Source organism: Afipia sp. GW821-FHT04G03, from assembly GCF_059419985.1.
Genome location: NZ_JBWKSV010000001.1, coordinates 555,665 through 581,706, shown reverse-complemented (window position 1 = coordinate 581,706; position 26,042 = coordinate 555,665). Strand labels below are relative to the sequence as shown.

At 60.3% G+C, this 26,042-nt stretch carries 27 protein-coding genes and 1 tRNA gene; 19 read left to right on the top strand and 9 right to left on the bottom strand.

All coding sequences use genetic code 11. The features are described 5' to 3' along the window. Window positions 1-135 precede the first annotated feature (135 nt). The gene (gene gyrA, locus AC07UB_RS02875; RefSeq protein ID WP_492789128.1) at window positions 136-2,853 is read left to right on the top strand and encodes a DNA gyrase subunit A; all 2,718 of its coding nucleotides are present in this window, start codon (window positions 136-138) and stop codon (window positions 2,851-2,853) included. Window positions 2,854-2,888: 35 nt separating this feature from the next. On the opposite strand, the gene AC07UB_RS02870 is transcribed toward gyrA, so the two are convergent. Next, window positions 2,889-4,796: a potassium transporter Kup gene (locus AC07UB_RS02870; RefSeq protein ID WP_492789129.1), complete on the bottom strand. Its 1,908-nt coding sequence runs from the start codon at window positions 4,794-4,796 to the stop codon at window positions 2,889-2,891. A 223-nt stretch (window positions 4,797-5,019) separates the two neighbouring features. Between AC07UB_RS02870 and AC07UB_RS02865 the strand changes: the two genes are divergently transcribed. The 6 genes from AC07UB_RS02865 (at window position 5,020) to tgt (ending at window position 9,247) form a co-directional block, all read left to right on the top strand. Beyond that, window positions 5,020-5,244 (top strand): hypothetical protein, encoded by a 225-nt coding sequence (locus AC07UB_RS02865; RefSeq protein ID WP_492789130.1) that lies wholly within the window; start codon window positions 5,020-5,022, stop codon window positions 5,242-5,244. A 116-nt stretch (window positions 5,245-5,360) separates the two neighbouring features. Next, window positions 5,361-5,858, top strand: a complete 498-nt coding sequence (gene coaD / locus AC07UB_RS02860) for a pantetheine-phosphate adenylyltransferase (protein WP_492789131.1) — start codon at window positions 5,361-5,363, stop codon at window positions 5,856-5,858. 27 nt (window positions 5,859-5,885) lie between these two features. Continuing rightward, window positions 5,886-6,428, top strand: coding sequence for a peptidylprolyl isomerase (locus AC07UB_RS02855; protein ID WP_492789132.1), 543 nt, complete (start codon window positions 5,886-5,888; stop codon window positions 6,426-6,428). Between the two features lie 67 nt (window positions 6,429-6,495). Next, window positions 6,496-6,960: a peptidylprolyl isomerase gene (locus AC07UB_RS02850; protein ID WP_492789133.1), complete on the top strand. Its 465-nt coding sequence runs from the start codon at window positions 6,496-6,498 to the stop codon at window positions 6,958-6,960. Window positions 6,961-7,027: 67 nt separating this feature from the next. Continuing rightward, window positions 7,028-8,104: a tRNA preQ1(34) S-adenosylmethionine ribosyltransferase-isomerase QueA gene (queA, locus tag AC07UB_RS02845; RefSeq protein WP_492789134.1), complete on the top strand. Its 1,077-nt coding sequence runs from the start codon at window positions 7,028-7,030 to the stop codon at window positions 8,102-8,104. Between the two features lie 9 nt (window positions 8,105-8,113). Further along, window positions 8,114-9,247: a tRNA guanosine(34) transglycosylase Tgt gene (gene tgt, locus AC07UB_RS02840; RefSeq protein WP_492789135.1), complete on the top strand. Its 1,134-nt coding sequence runs from the start codon at window positions 8,114-8,116 to the stop codon at window positions 9,245-9,247. A 10-nt stretch (window positions 9,248-9,257) separates the two neighbouring features. On the opposite strand, the gene AC07UB_RS02835 is transcribed toward tgt, so the two are convergent. Then, complete coding sequence (locus tag AC07UB_RS02835; protein WP_492789136.1) at window positions 9,258-9,470, bottom strand: hypothetical protein; 213 nt, start codon at window positions 9,468-9,470, stop codon at window positions 9,258-9,260. A gap of 224 nt (window positions 9,471-9,694) precedes the next feature. Between AC07UB_RS02835 and cysK the strand changes: the two genes are divergently transcribed. Then, the gene (gene cysK / locus AC07UB_RS02830; protein WP_492789137.1) at window positions 9,695-10,678 is read left to right on the top strand and encodes a cysteine synthase A; all 984 of its coding nucleotides are present in this window, start codon (window positions 9,695-9,697) and stop codon (window positions 10,676-10,678) included. A 1-nt stretch (window position 10,679) separates the two neighbouring features. Next, on the top strand, window positions 10,680-10,925 hold the full coding sequence (locus tag AC07UB_RS02825; protein ID WP_492789138.1) for a BrnA antitoxin family protein: 246 nt from the start codon (window positions 10,680-10,682) through the stop codon (window positions 10,923-10,925). 4 nt (window positions 10,926-10,929) lie between these two features. Here AC07UB_RS02825 and AC07UB_RS02820 read toward each other — a convergent pair whose 3' ends face one another. Then, window positions 10,930-11,859 carry a glycine/sarcosine/betaine reductase selenoprotein B family protein gene (locus AC07UB_RS02820; protein WP_494652235.1) on the bottom strand — a complete coding sequence of 310 codons (930 nt, stop codon included), beginning with the start codon at window positions 11,857-11,859 and terminating at the stop codon, window positions 10,930-10,932. Here AC07UB_RS02820 and AC07UB_RS02815 point away from each other — a divergent pair. Then, window positions 11,858-12,148, top strand: coding sequence for a hypothetical protein (locus tag AC07UB_RS02815; protein WP_492789140.1), 291 nt, complete (start codon window positions 11,858-11,860; stop codon window positions 12,146-12,148). The two genes, AC07UB_RS02820 and AC07UB_RS02815, sit on opposite strands and share 2 nt — an antisense overlap. Before the next feature lie 50 nt (window positions 12,149-12,198). On the opposite strand, the gene AC07UB_RS02810 is transcribed toward AC07UB_RS02815, so the two are convergent. Beyond that, a complete protein-coding gene (locus tag AC07UB_RS02810; RefSeq protein ID WP_492789141.1) occupies window positions 12,199-12,450 on the bottom strand; it encodes a hypothetical protein in 252 nt (83 codons plus the stop codon). A 225-nt stretch (window positions 12,451-12,675) separates the two neighbouring features. Here AC07UB_RS02810 and AC07UB_RS02805 point away from each other — a divergent pair. The 4 genes from AC07UB_RS02805 (at window position 12,676) to AC07UB_RS02790 (ending at window position 14,289) form a co-directional block, all read left to right on the top strand. Beyond that, window positions 12,676-12,751: transfer RNA gene (locus AC07UB_RS02805), tRNA-Lys, on the top strand. Window positions 12,752-13,107: 356 nt separating this feature from the next. Then, complete coding sequence (locus tag AC07UB_RS02800; RefSeq protein ID WP_494652237.1) at window positions 13,108-13,467, top strand: helix-turn-helix domain-containing protein; 360 nt, start codon at window positions 13,108-13,110, stop codon at window positions 13,465-13,467. After that, window positions 13,464-13,997 (top strand): ImmA/IrrE family metallo-endopeptidase, encoded by a 534-nt coding sequence (locus tag AC07UB_RS02795; RefSeq protein WP_494652239.1) that lies wholly within the window; start codon window positions 13,464-13,466, stop codon window positions 13,995-13,997. The genes AC07UB_RS02800 and AC07UB_RS02795 overlap by 4 nt, the downstream gene beginning before the upstream one ends. 163 nt (window positions 13,998-14,160) lie before the next feature. Continuing rightward, window positions 14,161-14,289, top strand: coding sequence for a hypothetical protein (locus tag AC07UB_RS02790; protein WP_494652241.1), 129 nt, complete (start codon window positions 14,161-14,163; stop codon window positions 14,287-14,289). Between the two features lie 68 nt (window positions 14,290-14,357). Here AC07UB_RS02790 and AC07UB_RS02785 read toward each other — a convergent pair whose 3' ends face one another. Next, window positions 14,358-14,924, bottom strand: a complete 567-nt coding sequence (locus tag AC07UB_RS02785) for an AlpA family phage regulatory protein (RefSeq protein WP_494652242.1) — start codon at window positions 14,922-14,924, stop codon at window positions 14,358-14,360. A 392-nt stretch (window positions 14,925-15,316) separates the two neighbouring features. Here AC07UB_RS02785 and AC07UB_RS02780 point away from each other — a divergent pair, with 392 nt between their 5' ends. After that, window positions 15,317-15,682 carry a hypothetical protein gene (locus AC07UB_RS02780; protein ID WP_492789142.1) on the top strand — a complete coding sequence of 122 codons (366 nt, stop codon included), beginning with the start codon at window positions 15,317-15,319 and terminating at the stop codon, window positions 15,680-15,682. Window positions 15,683-15,725: 43 nt separating this feature from the next. Here AC07UB_RS02780 and AC07UB_RS02775 read toward each other — a convergent pair whose 3' ends face one another. Further along, the gene (locus tag AC07UB_RS02775) at window positions 15,726-18,386 is read right to left on the bottom strand and encodes a glycosyltransferase (protein WP_492789143.1); all 2,661 of its coding nucleotides are present in this window, start codon (window positions 18,384-18,386) and stop codon (window positions 15,726-15,728) included. Here AC07UB_RS02775 and AC07UB_RS02770 point away from each other — a divergent pair. Continuing rightward, window positions 18,376-18,510, top strand: a complete 135-nt coding sequence (locus AC07UB_RS02770) for a hypothetical protein (protein WP_492789144.1) — start codon at window positions 18,376-18,378, stop codon at window positions 18,508-18,510. The two genes, AC07UB_RS02775 and AC07UB_RS02770, sit on opposite strands and share 11 nt — an antisense overlap. Window positions 18,511-18,573: 63 nt before the next feature. Here AC07UB_RS02770 and AC07UB_RS02765 read toward each other — a convergent pair whose 3' ends face one another. After that, window positions 18,574-19,125, bottom strand: a complete 552-nt coding sequence (locus tag AC07UB_RS02765) for a beta-1-3, beta-1-6-glucan biosynthesis protein (RefSeq protein ID WP_492789145.1) — start codon at window positions 19,123-19,125, stop codon at window positions 18,574-18,576. Between the two features lie 156 nt (window positions 19,126-19,281). Between AC07UB_RS02765 and AC07UB_RS02760 the strand changes: the two genes are divergently transcribed. Then, the gene (locus AC07UB_RS02760; protein WP_492789146.1) at window positions 19,282-20,997 is read left to right on the top strand and encodes a glycoside hydrolase family 17 protein; all 1,716 of its coding nucleotides are present in this window, start codon (window positions 19,282-19,284) and stop codon (window positions 20,995-20,997) included. Here the strand turns inward: AC07UB_RS02760 and AC07UB_RS02755 are convergent. After that, entirely contained in the window at window positions 20,957-21,337 is a 381-nt protein-coding gene (locus tag AC07UB_RS02755; RefSeq protein WP_492789147.1) for a hypothetical protein, read from the bottom strand. The genes AC07UB_RS02760 and AC07UB_RS02755 overlap by 41 nt on opposite strands. Before the next feature lie 59 nt (window positions 21,338-21,396). Further along, on the bottom strand, window positions 21,397-22,500 hold the full coding sequence (locus AC07UB_RS02750; RefSeq protein WP_494652245.1) for a hypothetical protein: 1,104 nt from the start codon (window positions 22,498-22,500) through the stop codon (window positions 21,397-21,399). Window positions 22,501-22,660: 160 nt separating this feature from the next. On the opposite strand from AC07UB_RS02750, the gene glmU reads away from it, so the two are divergent. Next, the gene (gene glmU, locus AC07UB_RS02745) at window positions 22,661-24,022 is read left to right on the top strand and encodes a bifunctional UDP-N-acetylglucosamine diphosphorylase/glucosamine-1-phosphate N-acetyltransferase GlmU (RefSeq protein ID WP_494652246.1); all 1,362 of its coding nucleotides are present in this window, start codon (window positions 22,661-22,663) and stop codon (window positions 24,020-24,022) included. Window positions 24,023-24,153: 131 nt separating this feature from the next. Beyond that, entirely contained in the window at window positions 24,154-25,980 is a 1,827-nt protein-coding gene (gene glmS, locus AC07UB_RS02740) for a glutamine--fructose-6-phosphate transaminase (isomerizing) (RefSeq protein ID WP_492789150.1), read from the top strand. The last annotated feature ends 62 nt before the right edge of the window (window positions 25,981-26,042 follow it).

The window sequence follows — 26,042 nt, the reverse complement described above, 5'->3', positions numbered from 1 at the left end:
AAATCGATTCTTGAGCGGACAATAAGCTATTGAGAATACAATATTTTTTGCTCTGTTTTCGAGTCCGAAAGCGGTTGGCTTTGGCGAGTGATTTCGCCTATATAACAATAGTATTTAGCACCTAGGATTCGCACGTTGGCCGACCAAGAAGATCCGCCGTCCGGCCCCCCCGAGACGACCGATATCCGTCCCGTTTCGATCACGGATGAGATGAAGCGCTCCTACCTCGATTACGCGATGAGCGTGATCGTGGCGCGTGCGCTGCCGGATGCGCGCGATGGTTTGAAGCCGGTGCATCGGCGCATTCTCTACGCGATGTATGAGAACGGCTTCGAGTGGAACAAGCCGTATCGCAAGTCGGCCCGCACCGTCGGCGACGTGATCGGTAAATATCACCCGCACGGCGATCAGTCGGTCTACGACGCGATGGTGCGCATGGCGCAGGACTTTTCCATGCGTGTGCCGCTCATCGACGGGCAAGGCAATTTCGGTTCGGTCGACGGCGATATGGCCGCCGCGATGCGTTACACCGAGTCGCGCCTTGAGAAGGTCGCGCATTCGCTGCTCGATGACATCGACAAGGACACTGTCGATTACCAGCCGAACTACGACAGTTCGGAACGCGAGCCGAAGGTTCTGCCGGCGAAATTTCCGAACCTGCTGGTCAACGGAGCGGGCGGCATTGCGGTCGGCATGGCGACCAACATCCCGCCGCACAATCTCGGCGAGGTGATCGACGCCTGTGTTGCGCTGATCAACGATCCGGCGCTCGGCATCGACGACCTTATCAACATCGTTCCCGGACCAGATTTCCCGACCGGCGGCATCATATTGGGCCGCCAGGGCATTCGCGCGGCGTACCATCTCGGCCGCGGTTCTGTCGTGATGCGCGGCAAGGTGAATATCGAGACCATCCGCAAGGATCGCGAAGCGATCGTCGTCTCCGAAATTCCCTATCAGGTGAACAAGGCGAGCATGGTCGAGCGCATCGCCGAACTGGTGCGTGAGAAGAAGATCGAAGGCATTTCGGATCTGCGCGACGAATCCGATCGCGACGGGTATCGCGTGGTCGTCGAGTTGAAGCGTGATGCCGTCCCTGAGGTCGTGCTGAATCAGCTTTACAAATTCACGCCGCTGCAAACCAATTTCGGCTGCAACATGGTTGCGCTCGATGGTGGTCGTCCGCTGGTGATGAACCTGAAAGACCTGCTGACGGTCTTCATTGCGTTCCGTGAAAGCGTGGTTTCGCGGCGTACCAAATTCCTGCTCAACAAGGCGCGCGATCGCGCTCATATTTTGGTGGGCCTTGCCATCGCCGTGGCGAACATTGACGAAGTCATTCGCGTCATTCGCACATCTCCCGATCCGAACACCGCGCGCGAGACCCTGATGTCGCGTGAGTGGCCGGCCAAGGACGTAGCGACGATGATCACGTTGATCGACGATCCACGCCACCGCCTAGCCGAGGACGGGACCGCAAGGCTTTCGCTGGAGCAGGCCAAGGCGATCCTCGATCTGCGATTGCAGCGCCTGACGGCGCTCGGCCGCGAGGAAATTTCCGAAGAACTCGACAAGCTCGCGCTGGAAATCGCGGATTACCTCGACATCCTGCGCTCGCGTGCGCGGATTCAGTCGATCATCAAGGACGAACTCGGCGCCGTGAAGGCCGAATTCGCCACACCTCGCCGCACCGTCATTATCGATCAGGAAGGCGAGGTCGAGGACGAAGATCTGATCCAGCGTGAGGACATGGTCGTGACCGTCTCTCACGCGGGCTACGTCAAGCGCGTGCCGCTGTCAACTTATCGTGCGCAGAAGCGTGGCGGCAAGGGCCGGTCGGGAATGCAGACGCGTGACGAGGATTTCGTCAGCCGCCTGTTCGTGGCTTCGACCCATACGCCGGTGCTCTTCTTCTCGTCACGCGGTCAGGTCTACAAGGAAAAGGTCTGGCGTCTGCCGATGGCTGCGCCGAATTCGCGCGGCAAGGCGCTCATCAATATCCTGCCGCTTGAGCAGGGCGAGCGCATCACCACCATTATGCCGCTGCCCGAGGACGAGTCGTCGTGGGCCAATCTTGACGTGATGTTCGCCACCACCGGCGGCAACGTCCGGCGTAACAAGCTGTCCGATTTCGTCGATGTACGCCGTTCGGGCATTATCGCCATGAAGCTCGACGAAGGTGAAGCCATCGTCGATGTGCAGATCGCCACGGAGAATGATGACGTGCTGCTGACTGCCGCGGGCGGGCAGTGCATTCGGTTCCCGGTCACCGATGTGCGCGTGTTCCAGGGCCGCACCTCGATGGGCGTGCGCGGCATCGCGCTTGGCGAGGGCGACAAGCTGATCTCGCTGACGATCCTGCGACATATGGATGTCAATGCAGACGAGCGCGCGGCTTATCTGCGCCGTGCCAACGCCGTGCGGCGTGGTGGCGTCGAGGAAGAGGCGGGCACCGATCAGGAAGAGGCGACGGGCGCGATCGAACTGGGTGAGCAGCGCTATGTCGAGATGTCGGCTTCCGAGCAGTTCGTGCTCACGATCAGCGAGAACGGCTACGGCAAGCGCAGCTCGTCGTTCGAGTACCGCACCACCGGCCGCGGCGGAAAGGGCATCGTCGCGATGTCCGTCAACAACCGCAACGGCAAGCTGGTGGCGTCATTCCCGGTCGAGGACAGCGACCAGATCATGCTGGTGACAGACGCAGGGCAGCTTATTCGCTGCCCGGTCGAGGACATCCGCGTTGCGGGCCGGTCGACCCAAGGCGTGATCGTGTTCGATACGGCCGAGGAGGAACATGTCGTCTCCGTCGAGCACATCACCGACGATGAAGCGGAAAACGGCAACGGCGGCTAGAACCTTGTCCCGGCCTATCGGGCCGGGATCGTGACCTAGATTTCGATTTCAGTTCCGAATTCGACGACCTGTTTAGTGGGCACGCCGAAGAACGCCGCCGTGCGTTCCGCATTCCGCTGAAGAAATGCGAACACGGTTTCACGCCACACCCACATGCCCGCGATTTTCTCACTCGGAATGATCGTCTCGCGGCCGATGTAATAGGTGATGTCACTGAGATCGATGCCCGGAAGTTTGCCCTGTTCGCAGGCAAGCTGCAGTCCATCCAGGATGACCGGGTACTGCATAAAACCGAAGTGGAGGATTACCCGCGTGATGCCCTCGATGACCTCAATTACCTCGGCCCTGTCTTCGTTAGGGATGCGCGGGGCCTCCGCAATCAGGACAGTCACGAGAACGACACGTTGATGCAAGACGTGGTTGTGTTTGACGAACTGCGTCAGCGCGAGCGGCACTCCATTCGCCGCGGAGGCGAGAAACACGGCCGTGCCCGGAAGCCGCGTATGGCATTTGCTGATCGCGGTTTCGATCAGGTCTTCTTCCGGCTGGCGTAGCGCGCCTCGCGCGGCTTCGACGAGCTTCACGCCGCTACGCCATGTCAGCATCAGGAATGCGATGACGGCTGCGATCAGCAACGGAAACCAGCCGCCTTCAAACAGCTTGGCCGAGTTTGCCGCGAAGAAAATGCAATCGATCACAAAGAAGAAGCCATTGACGGCGATGACAATGATCGGCGAATACCCCCACTGAATGGCGACCAGCGCTGCCAGCAGCGTTGTAATGGCCATCAGCAGCGACACGGCGATGCCGTAGGCCCCGGCGAGTGCATCTGATGTGCCGAAGCCGATAACGGCTCCCAGCGTTGCGGCGGCCAGCAGCCAATTGATCAATGGGACATAGATCTGGCCCTTTTCGTCACTCGCCGTGTGCTGGATATGCATCCGAGGCAGGAATCCCAACTGGATGGCCTGCTGCGTGAGGGAGAAGACACCTGTGATGATAGCCTGCGATGCAATCACCGCAGCGACGGTCGCAAAAGCAACGAGCGGGTAGTGTACCCAATCGGGGGCCAGTTGGAAGAACGGGTTTTCAAGAGCCCCGCGATCGGTCAGGAGCAACCCCGCTTGCCCGAAGTAGTTCAGCACAAGGGCTGGCAGCGCAATCGTAAACCATGCGAGTTGGATCGGTGTGCGGCCGAAATGCCCCATATCCGCATACATGGCCTCGCCGCCAGTTACTGCGAGGAACGCTGCGCCCAGGATCGCAAACGAGATGTGGAAATTCTGGCTGGTGAGAAACGTCACTGCGTAGGTCGGGCTGAGGGCCACGAGAACATCGGGATTTTTCGCGATGCCATGTATTCCCAACAGCGCAAGAACGATGAACCAGACCAGCATAAAAGGCCCGAATATTCCGCCGATGAAGCCGGTGCCCTTACGCTGCATCAGGAAAAGACCGATCAGGATGACCACAGTGATGGGAACGACGGCAGGCGCCAGCGAAGGTGCATCGACCTTCAATCCTTCAACGGCACTGAGGACCGAGATCGCAGGCGTGATGGCGCCGTCGCCATACAACAGCGCAGCGCCGATTAGTCCGACGATAAGCAATTTCGCGCGCCACGTTCCAGGTTGAGCATCGCGAGCGTGAAGAAGCGCCAGAAGTGCTACGATCCCGCCTTCGCCGCGATTGTCCGCCCGCATGATCAGCATGGCGTATTTGAACGAAATAATGAGAATCAGTGCCCAGAGGATCAGCGAAACCACGCCGAGAATGGCTTCGTTGGTGAGGGCGCCGCCATGGCTTGCTGCCTTGGCGGCCTCCTTCAAGGCATAAAGCGGGCTGGTCCCGATATCGCCATAGACGACACCAAGGGCTCCGACCGTTGCGGTAATGGGAAGTCCGGGGCTTCGGACTGAGGCTGCGCCATGCACGGCAGTCACTTGCTACCCCCGTCGCTTCGCAAGCATCCAAAACGGACGCCTGCTACAGTCTGCTACCGGGAGCGGAAAATTGCCATGCCGTGCGCTGAATTATTCAAACGGACTGCGAGCGCCAGCCGATTGTGCCGGGGAGTCGTTGAACCGCTAGCCGCGGTCTGTTGTCACCCGCCGTACGGGCTGGATCACGGCTTTTGAGTTTGTGCGGCGCAAGCAGGACGCCTCGATGTTGGGCCAGTTCTGTCCGGCGCAGGTGCTGCCGACGAAAGCGATCGGCAATCGGTCAGCCTTCGCAAGCGCATACGGTGCGCTTGCCTCAACGGAAGGTGCAAAACTCGGGAAAATCGTCACGGCGGCTGCAATGAATGCCGCGATTGTCACTGCCGAGAGTGCCTTTAACATGGTCCGCGTCCCCTGCGATGCTGGCCTTGACGACCGCTTGCGGGGATGACGCGCGGCCGCAGGTAAAGGTTCACGGGATCCTAAAATTTTTAACGCGGGAAACCGCCGCATCCACCGGAACCGTCGCTGCTTGCGGCGGTCGCCGGGCCGGGTTAGGAGGAGGGCATGTCCCGTATTGCGCTTTACCCTGGGTCATTCGACCCCGTTACCAATGGCCATCTGGATGTGGTGCGACAGGCGTGCAGCCTGGTCGACCGGCTGATCGTGGCGATCGGCATCCACCCTGGAAAGGCCCCTCTGTTCCCCGCCGAGGAGCGGCTGCAAATGGTCCGCGAGGTCTTCGCGCCCATCGCAGCCAAAGCCGGGTGCGAGATCGACTGCGTGACCTTCGACGATTTGACCGTGACGGCCGCGCAGCGGGCGGGGGCCACGATCCTGATCCGCGGTCTGCGCGACGGCACTGATCTCGACTACGAAATGCAGATTGCTGGCATGAACCAGACGCTTATGCCGGAGGTCCACACCGTTTTCCTTCCCGCGTCCGCCACCGTCCGCCCGATCACCGCCACACTGGTGCGTCAGATCGCAGGGATGGGCGGCGACGTTTCGCACTTCGTGCCAAAGGCGGTCGCCGCTCGCCTGAAGACAAGATTTGCCGGCTAATCAGCGTCCCAGCAATCCGGAGTCGTCATGATCCGCATCCTCGCCGTTCTCACGGCATTCGTCCTTGCAACACCAGCGTTTTCTCAGGCGCTTCCGCCCGGTCTCGACAAGGCCAATGCCATTGTCATCGACACCACAAAGGGTCGCGTGATCGTCAAGCTGCGCACCGATCTTGCTCCGCAACACGCCGAACGTCTCAAGCAGCTGGCGCGCGACGGTTATTATAACAACGTCCCGTTCCACCGCGTGATCGACGGCTTCATGGCCCAGACCGGCGATGGCCAACGCTTCAACGGCACCGGCGGATCGAAATATCCGAACCTCCCGGCGGAATTCTCCAGCGTTCCGTTCAAGCGAGGTGTTGTCGGCATGGCGCGTTCGAGCGAGCCGAACTCGGCCAACTCGCAGTTTTTCATCATGTTCGCTGACGGCAGCTTCCTGAACAACAAGTACACCGTGATCGGCGAAGTCGTGTCCGGCATGGACGTCGTGGACAAGATCAAGCGCGGCGAGCCGGTTCAGGATCCCGACAAGATGGTCAAGGTGCAGGTCGCCTCCGACATCAAATAATTCAATCTCAGGCAATCCGCGGCCCGTGTGGGGCAAAGCGGCTTTCCCAATCCGCAAAGGAAATATCATGGCAGACAATGAAAACACCCTGATTCTGGAAACCACGCAGGGCCCGGTGACCATCGAGATGCGACCCGACCTGGCGCCTGGCCATGTTGCGCGCATCAAGGAACTTGTGCGCGAGGGATTTTATGACGGCATCGTGTTTCATCGCGTCATTGAAGGCTTCATGGCGCAGACCGGCTGCCCGCAGGGCACCGGCACCGGCGGCTCGGGCAAGAAACTGAAAGCCGAGTTCAACAAGGAGCCGCATGTGCGCGGCACGACGTCGATGGCGCGCGCTGCCAATCCGGATTCCGGCGACAGCCAGTTCTTCATTTGCTTTGACGACGCTGCGTTCCTCAACGGCCAGTATACGGTCTGGGGCAAGGTGACCTCTGGCATGGAGAACGTCGACAAGATCAAGCGCGGCGAGCCGGTGCAGAATCCTGACAAGATCGTCAAGGCGCATATGGCTGCTGACGCGGCCTGATCGGCGCTGTAATCTCTCTTCGAGAACGGATGGCCGGGCATGTCCCGGCCATCGACATTTGAGCATCATGCGTACTGATCTGTTTGATTTCGACCTGCCTGAAGACAATATCGCGCTGCGGCCTGTCAGCCCGCGCGATGCCGCACGTATGCTGGTCGTGCATCCGGAGCAGCCGCTCGCGGATGCCGCGGTTCGCGATCTGCCGCAGTACCTCAAGGCGGGTGATCAGCTTGTGGTCAACGATACCAAGGTCATTCCCGCGCAGTTGACCGGCCGCCGGATTGGCCGCGAGACGGAGCCGAAGATCGAGGCCACGCTGATCAAGCGCATCGACGGATCGCGCTGGCAGGCGCTGGTGAAGCCGGCGAAGAAACTCTCCGAAGGCGATGGCGTGCGCTTCGGCAACGAGGGTCGCGTCTGCCTGCTTGGAAATCTGGACGCGCAGGTCGAACACAAGGGCGAGAACGGCGAAGTCACGCTGGCGTTTTCGTTCCACGGCCCGATTCTGGATCAGGCCATCGCCGATGTCGGCGCACCGCCACTGCCGCCCTATATCGCCTCGCGGCGGACACCGGACGAACGCGACGCTGCCGACTATCAGACCATGTTCGCTGTCAGCGAAGGCGCGGTCGCAGCGCCAACCGCGGGACTGCATTTCACGCCGGCACTCGAAGCCGCTCTAGAAGAACGTGGCATCGGTTTGCACCGTGTCACGCTTCATGTGGGCGCGGGCACGTTCCTTCCGGTCAAGACCGACGATACGTCCGCTCACAAGATGCACGCGGAGTGGGGCACCGTCTCCTCCGAAACGGCCGAGGCTTTGAACGCCGCACGGGTCAAAGGGGGCCGGGTGGTCGCTGTCGGGACGACGTCCTTGCGCCTGCTGGAAAGTGCGGCTGCCGACAACGGCACGATCCAGCCGTTCGGGGGCGAAACCGCTATTTTCATTACCCCCGGTTACAGGTTCAAAGCCGTCGATATCCTCATGACGAATTTCCATCTGCCGCGCTCGACGCTGTTCATGCTGGTCTCGGCCTTCAGCGGACTGGAGACCATGCAGCGGGCCTACGCTCACGCCATCGCAACCGGCTATCGGTTTTATTCGTACGGCGATGCGTCTCTGTTGTTTCGCAAGCCGGCCTGAGTTGGTCCAATGAGCCTTCCCAATCACTTCAAGCTGCTCGGCCGTGACGGCGAGGCGCGGACCGGCGAACTCACGACGCCGCATGGCGTGGTGCGCACACCTGCCTTCATGCCTGTCGGCACGGCAGGCGCGATGAAAGGCATCCACTGGCGCGATATCCGCGACACGGGTGCGGACATCGTGCTCGGCAACACCTATCACCTCATGCTGCGGCCGGGCGCGGAGCGGATCGCCAAACTCGGCGGATTGCAGAAATTCACCACATGGAACGGTCCGATGTTGACCGATTCCGGCGGCTTTCAGGTCATGTCGCTTGCGAAGCTGCGCAAGGTGACCGAGCACGCTGTGACCTTCAGTTCGCATATCGACGGCAGCAAAGTGGAGTTGTCTCCCGAACGCGCCATCGAGGTGCAGCGCCTGCTGGGTTCGGACATCGCCATGCAGCTTGATGAATGTGTGCGGCTGCCGGCGGAGCGCGCGGATATCGAGCGCGCCATGCAGTTATCGATACGGTGGGCCGAACGCAGCAAGCGCGCTTTCGAAACCGCACCTGCGGGATACATGCTGTTCGGCATCGCGCAGGGCGGCGATATCCCCGAACTGCGCCGGGAAAGCACCAGTGCCCTGATCGATATCGGTTTCCACGGCTATGCCGTCGGAGGTCTTGCCGTGGGCGAGCCGCAGGCTGTTATGCTCGCGATGATCGAAGAGGTCGCGCCGTTGCTGCCGCAGGAGCGCCCGCGTTACCTGATGGGCGTAGGCACGCCGGACGACATGCTGGAGGCGATCTCGCGCGGGATCGACATGTTCGATTGTGTGCTGCCGACACGCAACGGCCGCCACGGCCATGCCTTCACGCGAGGCGGTGTAGTGAATTTGCGCAATGCCCGTCACGCCGACGATCCGCGCCCGCTGGACGAGGAGAGCAACTGGCGATCGACGAATAGCTATTCTCGCGCCTATTTGCATCATCTGATCAGGTCCGACGAAGCGCTCGGCGCGATGCTGCTGTCGGAGATCAATATCGCGTACTATCAGAGCCTGATGCAGGGCGCGCGCGCTGCAATCGCGGCGGGGTCCTTCGACGATTTTCGTGCATTGACGCGCGCGGAATGGGCGGCGGGAGATATTCCGCTGCGTTGAGCCTTCAGGTTTAGCTGCAGACGATCCTTGTGGAGTGCTTCGTGACGAAGCCATACCCGCAGTTGTCGCAGGTCCACAGATAGCTGATCACCTCGTCGGAGAGAAACGCGGATGCTTCCGCGGCTATCATCGAGTCCGCGCAAACCGAGCAGATGGGCCGGTCTGCCGTGCGCGAAGGCAGTCGTGACGGTTTGGTCGACAGGATCTCAGCAAGCGCTGGCATCGTGACCTCCCTTACGAGTTTAAGCCTGTGTCGAGTATAGGCTCGGGAGTTTGAAGATGTCGCAACACAAATGCGTTCCTTTTGCGAAATACCATTTTGCGATGCAGCGCATACGCGGATGTGATTGCCTCTTGCGCGCGTCGCCGCCGCACTCTTAATGGTGGAAGTCTTTCGCTCTGCGCAACTTTCTCTCACAATGCACTGATTGATCTGGAGAACCCGGCATGGACACCAAAGCAAATCCTGGCGCTTCACAAACCCACCGCCCCGGGCGCGGACAAATCTACGACAGCATCGTCGATGCATTCGGCGACACGCCTACTGTCAAGCTGCGCCGTCTGCCGGAGCAAAACGGAGTAAAGGCGACAATTCTCGCTAAACTTGAGTATTTCAATCCGGCGGCCAGCGTGAAGGACCGTATCGGCGCGGCAATGGTCATTGCCATGGAGAAAGCCGGCATCATCAATGCCGATACCGTGTTGATCGAGCCGACGTCCGGCAATACCGGCATCGCGCTGGCTTTTGTCGCGGCGTCGCGCGGCTATCGGCTGAAACTGGTGATGCCCGAATCGATGTCGATCGAGCGTCGCAAGATGCTGGCGTTCCTCGGCGCCGAAATCGTCCTGACGCCAGCCGCTCAGGGCATGAAGGGCGCGATTGCCACGGCGGAAGAACTGATCCGCAACACACCGAATTCCGTGATGCCGCAACAGTTCAAGAACCTCGCCAATCCTGAAGTTCATCGACGCACGACGGCCGAGGAAATCTGGAACGACACCAACGGTAACATCGACGTGTTCGTGGCCGGCGTCGGCACCGGCGGCACGATCACCGGCGTGGGCCAAATCCTGAAGCCGCGAAAGCCATCGTTGCGCATTGTTGCCGTCGAGCCGGTGGAGAGCCCGGTCCTATCGGGCGGCCAGCATTCGCCGCACAAGATTCAGGGCATCGGCGCGGGTTTCGTGCCGGACGTTCTTGATCGCAGCGTGATTGATGAGATCGTCAAGGTCGACAGCGCAACTGCCATCGCGATGTCCCGCGCACTTGCGCGCAACGAGGGCATTCCCGGCGGCATCTCATCGGGAGCAGCCATCGCCGCCGCGCTCGAACTCGGCAAGCGGCCGGAGAATGCGGGCAAGACCATTCTTGCGATCGTGCCGTCATTCTCCGAGCGCTATCTCTCGACGGCGCTGTTCGAAGGAATTTGATATGGCATCACCTCCAAGACGACCGCGCACACTGAGCGACGCCAAATCGGAAGCCGAGGCCGCATTCAAAACCGTTACGACCAAAGCGCCGGAGGCAATTCCGAAGCAGGCGGCGATTCCAGGTGTGAAAGAACTCGTCTCGTTGCGGATCGATCAGGATGTGCTGGAGCATTTCCAGGAGGATGGCCCGGGATGGCAGGACCGGATCAATGCCGCGCTTCGCAAGGCGGCTGGAAAAGACGATTGAGGATTTAAGCCACGCGATTGACGCGCGCGGCTTCCTTCTGGGCATCGAAGTCACGCCGGCGGCGCGCCAGATCCTCGGGCGACATGCGTTCGATGTTGTTGTAATCGAGTTTCCATGAAGCGTCCGCGCTCCAGCGCAGCGGCGACTGAACCGTGGTTTGTGGACCTGGCGCGTTTTCCAGCACCTTCAATGCCAGTTCAAGTGTTAGAGCCTGCGACGAGACGTCGTGCGGTTTTCCGGCGGAATTGCCCAATGGAAAATCGCTGAACAGAAATCGCGGCACGGCCGCGTGCTCGACGATGTCCTTGGCGCAACCCATCACCACCGTCGCAATGCCATTGGCTTCGAGATGCCGCGCCGTCAGCGCGATGGTCTGATGACAAACCGGGCAATTCGGCACCAGGACAGCAACATCGACGTCGTCGGCCTTGCAGCGTGCGAGAATATCGGGCGCATCGATGTCGATCGTCGCGCGGTGGCTGCGGTTGGTCGGCGCGCCGAAGAAATGTGGCGCGACCGATCCGATACGGCCCTGGGCGGCAAGGCGACGCAATTGGGCCAACGGAAACCATGTGTTCATATCGGTCGCGGACGTATGCACACGGTCGTAGGCGATGTGGGATATGCGAAGGTCATGCTCCTGCGATGTATCACCAGCATAGACCTGATAGAATTTCGCGCTGCCGTTATACAAGGCGCCCGGTCCCTGATCGCCCTTCGATGGGTCGAAGCGCGCGGCAGTGGTGATGATCGCCACACGCGATGACGCGAGCGGTTTTGTCAGGGGTTGAAAAGGAGCGGCGATGTGATGCGCCCAGCGATAGGGCGTGTCGTATCCGATGGCGAGGTAATAGTCGCGCGTCCGCTGCATGTACGGAACAGGCACGTCAAAATCACGGGCGGCATCCTGTGAAGACGCTGGCAAATCCGTCATGGCGCATTCCCCGAAAACTGGCGAACTAGACGTAGCAGATGCGCTTAACGTCAGCCATATTCAAGGGAATGATGTCGGCCATTCCGGCATCGCGGGCAAGGAAACCAACCCGATGACGGGACCCAGGAAGAAAGACAAGGCTGCGGATGGCGGTAAGCGGAAAAAGCCTGCCGCTGACCCGACCAAGGACGCGCCGTTCAGGGTCGATCCCGATAGCGGCGACTTCGCCATTCCTCGAAACGATCTTAGCGAAGAAGAACTCAAGGAGCTGGAAGACCGCAGGCGCTGATACGCGGCCAACGGCCCAGTCAGAGGATGCGAAACCGCGGAGCCAGAAGATCAGAGAGCGGACAGGTCGGCAGGCACACTGCCGAAGGCTTTCAAAAGCGTCGCATCCTTGAAGTCGCCCGTCATCGGATCGCCCGAGCGTGTGAAAGCCACAGCACCGACGATCCCGGGCGCTCGTGAAAGCGTATCCGCACGTCGAATCGCGGTGGAGGCGCTCTGAAATTCTTCCGCAGCACCGGCCACGACAGACCCTTCGTCGTCGGCGCAAAAGGCAAGAGCAACATAGTAGGAGATATCAGGCATCTGGATTATCCCGTGATGCGTGCATCATGTTCTCTATTTGTTCCAGCGTCAATGAGCGCCTGCGGATAGCTGGCGGCTCGTGTCGCCTCGGTTGCAAACGGGCAGGGTTCCGGCGCAGGTTCGGACAGCGTTTCCCACCGTCCCCAAGGGAATTCCACAACCCAAGCAAAGGCTCGGGGCTGCACTTGACCCACATCCACCCGCCACTTACACAGCCCGGCATGTGATCGGGTAGCTCAGTCGGTAGAGCACGTGACTTTTAATCATGGGGTCATGGGTTCGAATCCCATCCCGATCACCAAAAATTCCCTTAAAAATCAAAAACCTAAGAGATGCTGCGGTGCGGCATCCATTGGTTTTCTGTCGAAAAACAGCCTTTGGTCAGCATATGGTCAACATGGCGAGGAAAAACATGGATGCTTCAGAGGGTTGCGGCACTCGAACTAGCGCGCGCTGACTTCGGAAGCGCAGAACGGCGGGTTTTAGTCACCACATAGTCACCAACTTCCGGCGAGTCTCCAGTTTGAGATTTTTCTACTAGCCAGAGAGATTTCACCCGCTGGGGTACTTGCGGATCACCGCGACGCGCACTAAGTTCACCTTTGCAGGTGAAATGAATTCACCGCAGGGTGAGGATAATTTAATGGAGCAAGATCGATGTTGAATCCGCTCGGGAAGGCGCTGCGTAAGCTGCGAATTGACCGAGGTTGGCTTTTAAAAGACATGGCTGGGGGGATTGGCGTAGCCACCTCGTTTTTGTCCGGAATCGAAACTGGAAGAAAAGCAATTCCGTCAGGTTTGGTTGAACGGATTGCGGCTTGGGCAGATTTAGGAGGTGATGATTTGCAACACTTGAAAGACGCGGCACTTATGTCTCAGCGAGAGTTTCGGATTGCGGTTGCATCCGACTTCTCGGATGGCGACCGGCAGGCTGCGGCATTGCTTGCTAGATTCGGTGAATTGCCACGCGAGAAGCGTGACAACCTTCATCTGCTTTTGAAGAAGACGTTCGAATGAGCGACATCGTCTTCGAAGCCCCGCCGCGTTCCGGCGAAAGCATTGAAAATCTTGCGGATGCTGTCCGCCGGATGTTTGGCCTCGAAGACGAGTCGTGGTTTCCCATTGTAGAGTTCGTCGAAAAGGGAATCGAATACGTCGTCGAGGGCATTGAATTTGATGTCGTCGAGGCGGACCTAATGGGTGGTCGTATGGGGGCGGTTAATCCCGTAACCCGGTCGTTCATGATCCGCGATGATGTGTATGACGGAGCGACGTTAGGTAAAGGACGGGATCGTTTCACGCTCGCGCATGAAGCCGGTCACGCCATCATGCACATCGGAACACTGAACCGAACAACAATACCCGCAGCGGTTCTTCCTGCCTTTCGCAACCCGGAGTGGCAGGCGAACCGCTTTGCTGGGGCGTTGCTGATGCCCAGGCATCTTGTATCTAACTGCACCTCGGTGAACGAAATTGTTCAGCGGTTTGGTGTGAGCCGCGAATGTGCGGAGTTTCGCGTGCGAACGCTGAAACTCGCCCTCAGATGAAAAAAGCCGGTCGCTGTGGGGCGACCGGCTTTTTTATCGTCTCCGGATGGCCGACGCGGCCCGGGGGCGGTCGATCAAACGGAATGGCACTTGGCTTGGCAGCCCAAGAGATACTCGCCTTTCCCTATGGTCGCAATACCCTGCGTCGGAGAAAGGAGGAACTATGGTGAAGAACAAACCGCCTAAGAAGCCGGGGAACGTGATCTTCCGCCGCTACCGCAAGGGACGCGATGGAACGATTCTCGATGCCCACGACTACGGGCTCAAGGCTTGGCCGATGCGCTTGAACTGAACCTAGTCTGACTAGGTTAAGATTCGAATAACCATTACGTTCCGCCCCTCTGCCGGGGCGGAACGCTCTTAGCTTCGTCGCGCGATCACCATTTCAAGATACTCGTCAATTTCCGTTTCTACCCAAGCAACGCAGTTTTCGCCGAGCTTGACGCGCTTGGGAAATTTGCCGCTGTTTTCAAGTCGAAGGAGATGGCGACGGCTGTATTTGATGCCTCTCTTTGCCATCAGGTCGGGATAGAAAAGCATTCGGCGTGGCCCTTTATCGTCAGAAAAAAAAGGCGCTGTCACGGGCAGCGGCTGTACGGCCGCAATTTCGCCCTCCGGCAATTGAGCTTTCTTTCGTTTCAGCTTTTTGCGCGGGCGTGTGATTCGATCGAGCGGGATGGCAAGCCGCGCATCGAGAATTTTTCTCGCAATTTTTCGCGCTTTTTTCAGGCTTAATTTCGTTGTCTTTCCAAGTGTCTCTTGGATCACTTCGCCGTCGGAGGCGTAGCGAACGACAAACATGGGTTTACGTGTAGCCGGTCGAAAAAGTGCAAGACCGGGGACAACATAATCGTTGTGGTAAGAATCGCGATAACTCCCACTTTCTGTGAATCTATCCACGACCTCTTGCGTCAGTGTTAGCGGCATTGGGATTCCGATGTTCCGATCAGATTGTTATACTGACGAAATGAAGAAGGCAATAATTGTTAAACAAAAAAGAGGGCGTCCTGCGACCGGCCAAGTGCCGCTTATAGGATTCCGTGGCGATGCCAAATTACGAACCAAGATCGTTGAGTGGGCAAATGATCAGCCAGATAAGCCGAAAATGTCGGAGGCTATTCGCCGGTTGGTTGAACGAGGCTTGGAAAAGTAGACTTATGTTCGTAATGTCCCATAAATCATGGGGTATCTTGGCTAGTCGATAAATGTCCCACGATGTCCCTTGGTGTCCTAGGTATTCTCGTTGCTTTTAATCATGGGGTCATGGGTTCGAATCCCATCCCGATCACCACAATCCAAGCCATCGGCGGACAGCATTCATGCGCCTTGCGCTCATCGCCTTGCTGATGGCTAGCGTGATCGGCCTTCAAACGGCTCGCGCCGATGACGATACCGACGCTGCTATCGAAATAGCCTCGTCAGCCATAGGCGAGGTATTGGCGCTGGGGGACCTGTGCGAATGGAATTTCGCGGCCAGGATCGACCGGCTGATTCAGGACGGCGCGAAATCGTTGCGGTTAAGCCCCGCCCAGCAGAGGGATGTCCGCGCCAGGATCGCCACCGCTCGTCAGCAGACGTTCGGACGGTTTTCAGCAACTGGACAGGCGCGTATGCGAGCGGATGTCTGCAAGCCGGAAGAGCGAACGCGGCTTGAGGCGATGATTGCAAAAATCTCGTTCGACTAGCCACATCGTCGATCGTGGATGTTCCCGGAAATCCGGAAAACAATCAGTTGATATCCGAACGGACATCCGACGTGACCGGTTGTTGAACCGTCATGTTCGTCGGTGTCGTTTCGCGGCGAAGCCCGATCAGTTCGGCCGCGCGCACCGTGGACGAACTCCAGAAGGTGAACGCATTGATCCGTGAGTTCTCGAGGATTGCGATGGCCACGGCGGACAGGAAGGGCAGACTCTGCAACACCAGCACGCCCGCGAAGATATTGATCTCCCGGACTTCCTTCGCATTGAACGCGACCAGCACGATTGCGCCGATGATGAGGAGGGTACCGATCACGGCTTCCCAGAACGCCTGGAATTCCACCGACATGAGCGAGAGACCGCCCTTGGATGTGCGCGCGAACGGAAGATGATCGGTGATCAGGCCGTTGGCGACGGCCCGCGACACGGTCCACTGCACCGACATGGCGGCGACCATCGCGCCTAGCATCTGGCCGACCTTCACCGGCACACGAAGCCGATAAAGCGTGAGGAAATGCGCGAGCGACACCACGAACGCCGCGATGATCGGCAGGGTGAGAATCTTGTCCGGAATCGCGATGTCGGCGAACGAGACGATCGGCACCCAGATCAGATTCAGAATCGCAACAACTACGCCGAGGCTTTCCGCGCCTAGCCAGTTCAGCCAGCCGAGCGCGAACTCGCGCTTCTGATCCGGTGAAAGCCGGCTGGCGTTGGGCAGGAACCGGCGCCAGTGCTTCTTGACGATCTGGAAGCCGCCATAAGCCCAGCGATGGCGCTGCTTCTTGAAGGCTTCGTAGGTGTCCGGCAGCAGGCCGTAGCCATAGCGCTTGTTTGTGTAGTGTGTCTGCCAGCCGTGCTCGATCACGGCGAGGCCGAGATCGGTGTCTTCGCAGATCGTGTCGCCGGCCCAGCCGCCCGCCATGTCCATCGCCGCGCGGCGAATGAGACACATCGTGCCGTGGACGATGATGGCATTGACCTCGTTCCGCTGCACCATGCCAATGTCGAAGAATCCGGCGTACTCGCCGTTCATGGCGTAGTGCATCAGCGAGCGATCGCCGTCACGATGGTCCTGCGGCGCCTGCACGAGACCCACATGAGGGTCGGCGAAGACGGGAACAAGGTCCTTCAGCCAGTCTGGCGTGACCACGTAATCGGCATCGATGATGCCGATGATTTCCGCGTCGGCGGCGGTCCGCGCCATGGCGATCTTGAGAGCGCCGGCCTTGAAGCCTTCGACCTTCTCGGCGTTGATGAAAATGAAGCGCTCGCCCAGTGCGCGGCAATGATCCTGGATTGGCTGCCAGAAGGTCGGGTCCGGCGTATTGTTGATGATCACGACGCATTCGAAATTCGGGTAGTCCAGCCGCGACACCGCATCGAGCGTCTGCTTCAGCATCTCCGGCGGCTCGAAATACGCGGGCACGTGGATCGAGACCTTGGGATGGAAGCCGCTCGCGACGGGCGTGACCGCGGCGTTGATAAGGCGCGACGGCTTGCGGCCAAATGCGATGGTTGCGATTTCCTCGATCCGGGCCATCGCGATCAGAACAAGCGGCACGAGCAGGATCAGGCCCAACGTCAGCGCGAATGCGGATCCGAAGACGAAGTAATGCGTGTTCCAGTAAGCGAAGACGGTTGCGAACCACGCGCCGACACCACTCGCGGCAGTGGCGAGGACGATCGATTGCATGACGGTGGGGCTGGCGAGACGAAAGATAGGGAGCGACAGCAGAACGCCGACCAGCAGGGCGATGCCGGCGACCTTCCAATAGTCGTGGTCCACGATAGGCCCGCTCCACGCGAATTTCGGTTCGCGGGAAGCATTAAGAATACCCCAGTAAGGGCCTACGCCACCTTCAAAAAACTTCCAAGGCTGGTCGATCGCTTCGACGATATTGTAATCCATTCCCACAGCTTCAGCGCGGGTCACGAAATTACGCAACACGGCAGCCTGCTCGAACGGGCCGGGGAACGCGTTCTTTAGATTGTACCCGGCGCTCGGCCAGCCGAATTCGGCAATCACCACCCGCTTGCCCGGAAAGCCGTCGCGCAGAAGCTGGTAGATGTACATCGCCTGATCGACGGCCTGCTTGTCGGTGAAATTTTCCCAGTACGGCAGGATGTGCGCGGCGATGAAATCGACGGATGACGCCAGTTGCGGATTGTCGCGCCAGATGTTCCAGATCTCGCCGGTCGTCACAGGAATGGTGGTTTGTTTCTTGACGCGCTGGATCAGCTCGATGAGGTCTTCGACCTTTTGCTCGCCGCGGTAGATGGTTTCGTTTCCGACAACGATCCCGATGACATTGGGATTGTGCTTGGCAAGATCGAGAGCGGCGGCGATTTCACGTTCGTTTCGCTCGACGTTCTTGTCGATCCAGGCGCCCACCGTGACCTTGAGGCCGAATTCTGCGGCAATCGCCGGGACGAGTTCAACGCCGCCCGTCGAGGAATACAGACGGATGGCCTTGGTGAGCGGAACCAGTTTTTTCAGGTCCGCCCGAATTTTCTCGGCGCTGGGAATATTGTCGACGTCGGGATGCCCGGTTCCCTCGAACGGAGCATAGGACACGCTCGGCAGCATTCCGTTGAAGTCGGGGGCTTTCTGCTCATCCCGCAACACCCCCCAGAGGGCGGCGTGAGCCGCAGTAACGCACAACAGGACAGCAACGATGGCGCGCATCAAGGAAAACCATACGGGGCCGAACGTGGAGGATCGCGAACCTGTCCCCTCGGTTCGGCAGCGTCAGAGGCAGCTTATCTATGCCGTGCAGCTTAACAACTCATATGGCGACATGGCCTTTTGAGGGCGCTGCCGCAATCCGATGGAAATTAAGCCGATTCGTTCCGCGCGCGGTATTTGCAGCCAGCTATTTCGCGGGTGCCGCCGGAGCGGCGGCGGCCGGGGCAGGCGACGTCCCTGCCGGGGCAGCAGGCGCCGCTGGAGGCGGTGCAGCCGCCGCCTGCGGCTGGGCGGCAGGGTTGATCCAGCACGCATGGACGCGGCCATTCAGGGTTTCCGCGACTTTCGGATCAATCGTGGCGCCGAAGCGCACCAGACAGCGGAACGCACCCTGGATGTGACCGCCGGGGCACCCGAACCGCTCGTAGAGATCGAGGTGACGGAATGCCGTATCGAGATCGTCGCGCCACATCAGCCCGACCACTCGTCGGCCGAGCCAGACGCATTCCGGATTTCCGGCAGGCCCGTTAATCGCCTGCGCGGCTTCCACGAACTCGTCGGCCTTGCGCTGGCTGTCCTTGGCGGCGTCCGCAGGGGCTGCCTGCTTGGGAGCCGAGTCCTGAGCGCGGAGATCACCGCTCTGGGCGATGGCAGCGCCAATGCCCACAAACAGGGCCAGGGCCGGAACGGCGACGCGCTGAAAAATTGCAACTCGAAACCCGGTACGAACCCGACGCATGAAATCCCCGATTGATTGTGCCTCGCAACGCGGCGGCACACAGATGCCTTCCCATTGCGGCGGAAGATTGCCTCTACCGCAACTGCCTGATTCCAATGAAGGACATTTATGTTTTTGTCCAGCAATGCGGAAGCTTGGGACGGTTTCGGTGGGGGTATGCGACGAGAAGACAGGGGGCGGCGGGCGGAGGGGGTCTTGGCAGACCGGCGGCGACCCGTTATCGACGTGCCTTCTTGGAGGACGGAACCAATTTCCCTTCGTACGCCGCTGGCCCTTCTCGTCATATCCCTGAGCGCTATTGCCGCGGTGTGGTGGTGGTTGGCCACGCCGATCGTATTGGCGCGCGCCCCCATCGACCCTGCCGCGAAGTTGGAATGCGTCTCCTACGCGCCTTTCCGGGGTGCACAGAATCCCCTTGAACCCGGACTGATCATCGCGCCGGAACAGATGGCGGAGGATTTCGCGCAGCTCGCCAAGGTCACCGGCTGCATCCGGACCTATTCGGTCGGCAACGGTCTCGACATGGTGCCCGAGCTTGCCCAGAAGGCCGGTCTCAAGGTGATGCTGGGAATCTGGATCGGAACGAACCGCGTCGACAACCGGGTGCAGATGGAAACGGCCATCGCTCTCGCCAAAAAGCATTCGTCTGTCGTCAGCGCAGTCATCGTCGGTAACGAGGTGTTGCTGCGCGGCGAAATGACTGCGGCCGATCTAGTGGCGAACATCCGCTACGTGAAGTCGAAGGTCGGCGCCATGCAGGTGACCTACGCCGACGTATGGGAATTCTGGCTCAAGAATCGCGACGTCTACGATGCCGTCGATTTCGTCACCATTCATATCCTGCCGTACTGGGAGGATTTCCCGATTCGCGCGAAGTATGCGGCCGGTCACGTCGAATCGATCCGCAAGCGGATGGCTGTCGCGTTTCCCAACAAGGAGATCCTGATCGGGGAAACCGGTTGGCCGAGCGCGGGCCGTATGCGTGAAGGCGCACTGCCGTCGCGAGCCAACCAGGCCCGGGTCGTTTCCGAAATTCTTGAACTTGCCCGCCAGCAGAAGTTCCGGGTCAACCTCATCGAAGCCTACGACCAGCCGTGGAAGCGGATGTGGGAAGGCACCGTGGGAGGCCACTGGGGCCTGTTCGATGCCGGCGGCGCGCGTGAGCTGAAATATCCAGCGGGTGAGCCCATCACCAACTTTCCCCGCGCGAAGGTTTATGCCGCCGCGGGCATGATTTTCTCGGCGCTCGTCTTTGGCGTGGCGTTGCTGACTCTGCGCCGCAGGCCATGGTCGCCGCGGTTGAGCTCCTGGGTCACTGTTGCGATCTGCGCAACCGCGGGTGGCGCACTGTTTGGCGTCGCACTCGAAAAGTTGCTGGTCGAAAGCCTTGGGATCGGTGGCTGGACTGTCGGCATTTTGCTATTCGCCGCCGCCGTGCTGTCGCCTTTGATCGTGGCCAATACTGTGATGTACGGCCGCGGTCTTCCGACATTTCTGGAGCTTATCGGTCCGCGCGATTATCGCACCGGCTCTCGGATGCAGACCATTCTCGGGGTCGTGCTGCTGGTGACGACGGCGCTCGCAACCCAGACGGCGCTGGGCTTCGTGTTCGATCCGCGCTACCGCGATTTCCAGTTCGCTGCGCTGACCATGGCCGTCGTGCCATTCCTGCTGCTGACCGCGCTCAACCGGCCGACCTCCGGCAGGCGTCCGATCACCGAGACCGTCTTTGCCGCCACGCTTGCGCTCTCCGCGCTCTATATCGGTTTCAACGAGGGACCTGCCAACTGGCAGTCGCTCTGGACTTGCGGATTGTATCTGCTGCTTGCGCTTACGCTGTCGCGGGCGCGGGTCGTGCGAACCCCAGAATAAGCAGCGCAATCGCGACGCCTGACAGTCCAATATTATAGAGCACGATCCCGAACGATGCGGCGATCAGCCCTGCGGTGAGCGTCACGATCGACGGCCGGATCACGTGCAGGGTCGCGATGACCAGCGCCGCGATGCCGAACACATAGTGCTTGAACAAATACATCATCAGCGTGCGCGTCTTGCACAGCATGGTTTGCAGGCCGGCCTCGCATTCGAGCCGTACCTGTGAAAATTCAATGGCCATGTAACGCAGGTACAGGGCGTATCCGACGGTGAGAAAACCCACGACCAGAATCCATTGCACCTGATACGGGGTCAGTCTGAACGGCTCTTTTTTCATGCGCCGAATATGGTTCGGATCGGATGACGACACAACCCGGGCGGCGCAAAGTTGAGCGGTTATTTCATGCCAAAAAATGAACTGAATGACGACGAACGAGGCTTCTCCTCGACCACTTCCGCGCGCACCCGGCTGCGCCGTTTCGGGCGGTGAATAGGGGCTTCTTGCGTCTTTTCGCTTGCACTCGTCAGGCTCAGGCGTTGGCCTTCATACACCGACGTCTCGCAGGGGCGATTCCTCTCGGTCAAAAGACCGGCGCAGACTTTCGCCGCTTCCGCCGCATCGGAAAGCGGTCCGGCGACCAGCCGCAATTGCATACCCAGACCGTCGTTGCGTTCCTTCACCACGATGATCGGCTGCAGTGACGCGAGCTGTTGCGCGCCTGTCTTCAGCGCGCCGCGCCAGACGGCGCGCAATCCCTCGACCGAGTTGGCGCCTCCGAGGTCAACCCCGAATTCGGTTCGACGCACGAGACTGGATGACGGGGTGTCTCCAGCCGCCGCATCGGGTGTTGCGAGAGTTGCTGTGACTTCGGGCGCTGGGGTTGGAGTCGTCGCTGGGGTTTCAGCCTTCTGCTCATCACGCTTCGCGGGAGCGGAAGGTGCGACTGTCGCGACTGGAGCGATCTTCGGAAGCGGCGCGGCGGGCTCGGCCTTTGTCTCCGCAGGCTTGAACGGTCCGATGGGATCGGCATCCGCCGGCGACATCAGCGCGGTTTGCGATGGCTCTGTGGAAGGTTCTTTCGATGCCGAGGGGGAAGGTGATGCCGGTGCAGGTGACCGCGCCAGCGCGCCGGTCACTGAGTCGAGCCCCTGCTCAAGCACAGTCACACGGGTGTACAAGCGGTCGCGGTCGGCGTTGAGCGTGTCGACCGCAGCCGCAAGCTCACGGGCCTTGTTCTGGCTTTCCTTGGCGATCCACTGCACCTGCTGGGATTGCCGTGCGAGCTCGGCGGATGCCATTTGATCGCGGTTGATCGCGGCGGGCGACCGTGTCGCGAGAATTGCGACCACCAGGGCCGCAACCGAGCCGACGCCCCAGGACGCCAGACGCCACATCGCGCGACCGTCGAATTCATCCTCCTCCGCGAGAATGCGGTTGATCCAGCCGGTGCCATCGTCGTCCGTCAGGTCATCGCGGAACTGGTTGCGGTTCTTGGTCATAGCTCAGGCGCGGCCCTCCCGTGGCCCGGCGAATCATTCCGTAAAGATTAACAGAAGCTGGGGTTCGTGCGCGGGGGGGAAGCACCCAAAACGCTTTTGTCCCTCTGCGCTCTCGGGTAAGACGACGCCGGCGCGCCTTTCGCGCTGCACAGGATGATGCATGAGCGGCAGAACAACTCTTACGATCGTACTCGCGGCCGGCGAAGGCACGCGGATGCGATCGAGCCTGCCCAAAGTGCTGCATCCGGTCGCCGGCCGACCGCTGATTGCGCATGTCCTTGCGGCAGCGCCTGGCGGCATGGGGGACACGACGGCTGTGGTGGTCGGGCCGGATCATCAGGCAGTCATCGATGAGATCAGGCGCGTCCGTCCCGAAGCCAAGACCTATGTGCAGCGCGAGCGCCTCGGAACCGCGCATGCGGTGCTGGCGGCGCGCGAAGCTATCGCGGCTGGCGCTGACGATATTCTGGTGGCGTTCGGCGATACGCCGCTGATTGACGGTGCGACATTCGCGCGGCTGCGAACGGCGCTGAAGGACGGCGCGGCGCTGGCGGTTCTGGGATTTCGCGCAGCCGACCCTACGGGCTACGGGCGGTTGTTGATGGATGGGGACCATCTCGTTGCGATCCGCGAGCAGGCCGATGCCAGCGAAACCGAGCGTGCCGTGACTCTCTGCAACGCAGGCGTCATGGCCTTCGCGGGTAACACCGCGCTGAAAATTCTCGACAAGATCGGGAATGGCAACAGCAAAGGCGAGTACTATCTGACCGATGCGGTCGGTATCGTGCGTGAGCTAGGCTTGCGTGCGGCCGTGATCGAAACCGATGAGGACGAAGTGCGCGGAATCAACACCAAGGCACAACTGGCCGAAGCCGAGCAGGTGATGCAGGGCAAGCTGCGGCAAGCGGCGCTCGACGCCGGCGTGACGCTGATTGCGCCGGAAACGGTTTTCCTTGCTGCGGACACGACGTTCGGCAAGGACGTCACCATCGAGCCGTTCGTGGTGATCGGGCCGGGCGTCGCCATCGACGACGGCGCGGTGATCCACTCGTTCTCGAACATCGTCGGCGCACGCATCGGCAAGAATGCATCGATCGGCCCTTATGCAAGGCTGCGGCCGGGCACGGTGCTGGGCGAGGGCGTTCGCATCGGCAACTTCGTCGAGACCAAGGCCGCCGATCTGGAGGCCGGTGTGAAGGTCAATCACCTGACCTATATCGGCGATACGCATATCGGCGCGAACGCCAACATCGGCGCGGGCACGATCACCTGCAATTACGACGGCTTCGACAAGCACCGCACCGAGATCGGCGCCGGCGCGTTTGTCGGCTCGAATTCGTCGCTGGTGGCCCCGGTGAAGATCGGCGCGGGCGCCTTTATCGGATCTGGCTCCGTTATCACGAAGGACGTGCCAGACGATTCGCTGGCGGTCGAACGCAGCGAACAGACCGTTCGAGAAGGCTGGGTCAAACGCTTCCGCGAGCTGAAAATGCTGAATCGGAAGCCCAAAAGTCAAAAGTAAGGCACGCCGCTTACGCAGCTAATTTTGTTAACGGTTTACCCTGTCTCAATCCGCAACAAATGTTGAGGCAGAACCGTGTTATTCCTCGGTACATAAGGCCGCATTGGGGCGGGCTGGAGACATCGAACCGCATGTGCGGAATTGTAGGAATTCTCGGACGGGGACCTGTTGCCGAGCAACTGGTCGACTCGCTCAAGCGTCTTGAGTATCGCGGATACGACTCTGCTGGCGTCGCCACGCTCGAGGGCGTGCTGCTCGACCGCCGCCGCGCCAAGGGCAAGCTCAAAAATCTCGAAGCCGTGTTGAAGACGTCGCCGCTCGGCGGGCATATCGGCATCGGCCATACGCGCTGGGCCACACACGGCAAGCCGACGGAAAGCAACGCGCATCCGCACGCGACCGACCGCGTTGCCGTTGTCCATAACGGCATCATCGAAAACTTTCGCGACTTGCGCGCGCAACTCGAAAAGCAGGGCGCGACTTTTACCAGCGAGACCGACACCGAGGTCGTGGCGCATCTCGTCAGCTCGTTTCTCGCGAAAGGAATGAAACCCGCCGAAGCCGTGAAGGCGACGCTGCCGTTGCTGCATGGCGCATTCGCGCTGGCTTTCATCTTCAAGGGCGAAGAGAACCTGATGATCGGCGCGCGCAAGGGCTCGCCACTCGCGGTCGGTTACGGCGACGGCGAAATGTATCTCGGCTCCGACGCCATCGCGCTTGGACCGTTCACCGACACCATCAGCTATCTCGAGGACGGCGACTGGGCTGTTCTCTCCCGCGCCGACGTGACCGTATACGACGACAACAACGCCGTGGTCGAACGCGAGATCGTCAAGCACAACACGGCGAGCGCGCTGGTGGACAAGGCCAACTATCGCCACTTCATGGCGAAGGAAATCCACGAACAGCCCGAAGTCGTCGGCCATACGCTGGCGCATTACGTCGACATGGCTACCGAGAAGGTGGCGATGCCGGTGAAGCTGCCGTTCGATTTCAAAGACATTCAGCGCGTCTCCATCACCGCCTGCGGCACCGCGAGCTATGCGGGCTTCGTCGCGAAATACTGGTTCGAACGTCTTGCACGGCTGCCGGTCGAACTCGATGTCGCGTCCGAGTTTCGTTATCGCGAAGCGCCGCTGCGCAAGGGCGATCTCGCGATCTTCATTTCGCAGTCGGGCGAGACCGCCGATACGCTGGCGGCGCTGCGCTATGCCAAGTCGCAAGGCCTGCACACCATCGCTATCGTCAACGTGCCGACCTCGACCATCGCGCGCGAAAGCGAGACCGCGCTGCCGACGCTCGCCGGTCCCGAAATCGGCGTCGCATCGACCAAGGCGTTCACCTGCCAGCTCATGGCGTTGGCAGCGTTGGTGATCGAAGCGGGCAAGGTGCGCGGCGAATTGTCGGCGGACGATGAAACCAAACTGGTTCACGGCCTGGTGGAGGTGCCGCGCCTGATGACGGAAGCGCTCGCGCTTGAACCTCAGATCGAGAAGCTCGCGCGCGACATCGCCAAGAGCCAGGACGTGCTTTATCTCGGACGCGGCACCAACTATCCGCTGGCGCTGGAAGGCGCGCTGAAGCTCAAGGAAATTTCGTACATCCATGCGGAAGGCTATGCCGCTGGCGAACTCAAGCATGGTCCCATCGCGCTGATCGACGAGAAGATGCCGGTGGTGGTGATCGCGCCGCATGACCGCGTGTTCGAGAAAACCGTCTCCAACATGCAGGAAGTCGCGGCGCGCGGCGGCCGGATCATCCTGATGACCGACGCGCAGGGCGCGAAGGAAGCCACCGTCGAGTCGCTGGTGACGATCATCCTGCCCGACATGCCGTCCACCGTGACGCCGATGGTGTATGCCATCCCGGTACAACTGCTCGCGTACCACACGGCGGTTATCATGGGCACCGACGTCGACCAGCCGCGGAACCTCGCGAAGTCGGTGACGGTTGAGTAGACCCCTGAACTGACAATCGGTCGCAGCGCGCGTGGTTTGCGCCTGCTAAAGTCTGATACAAT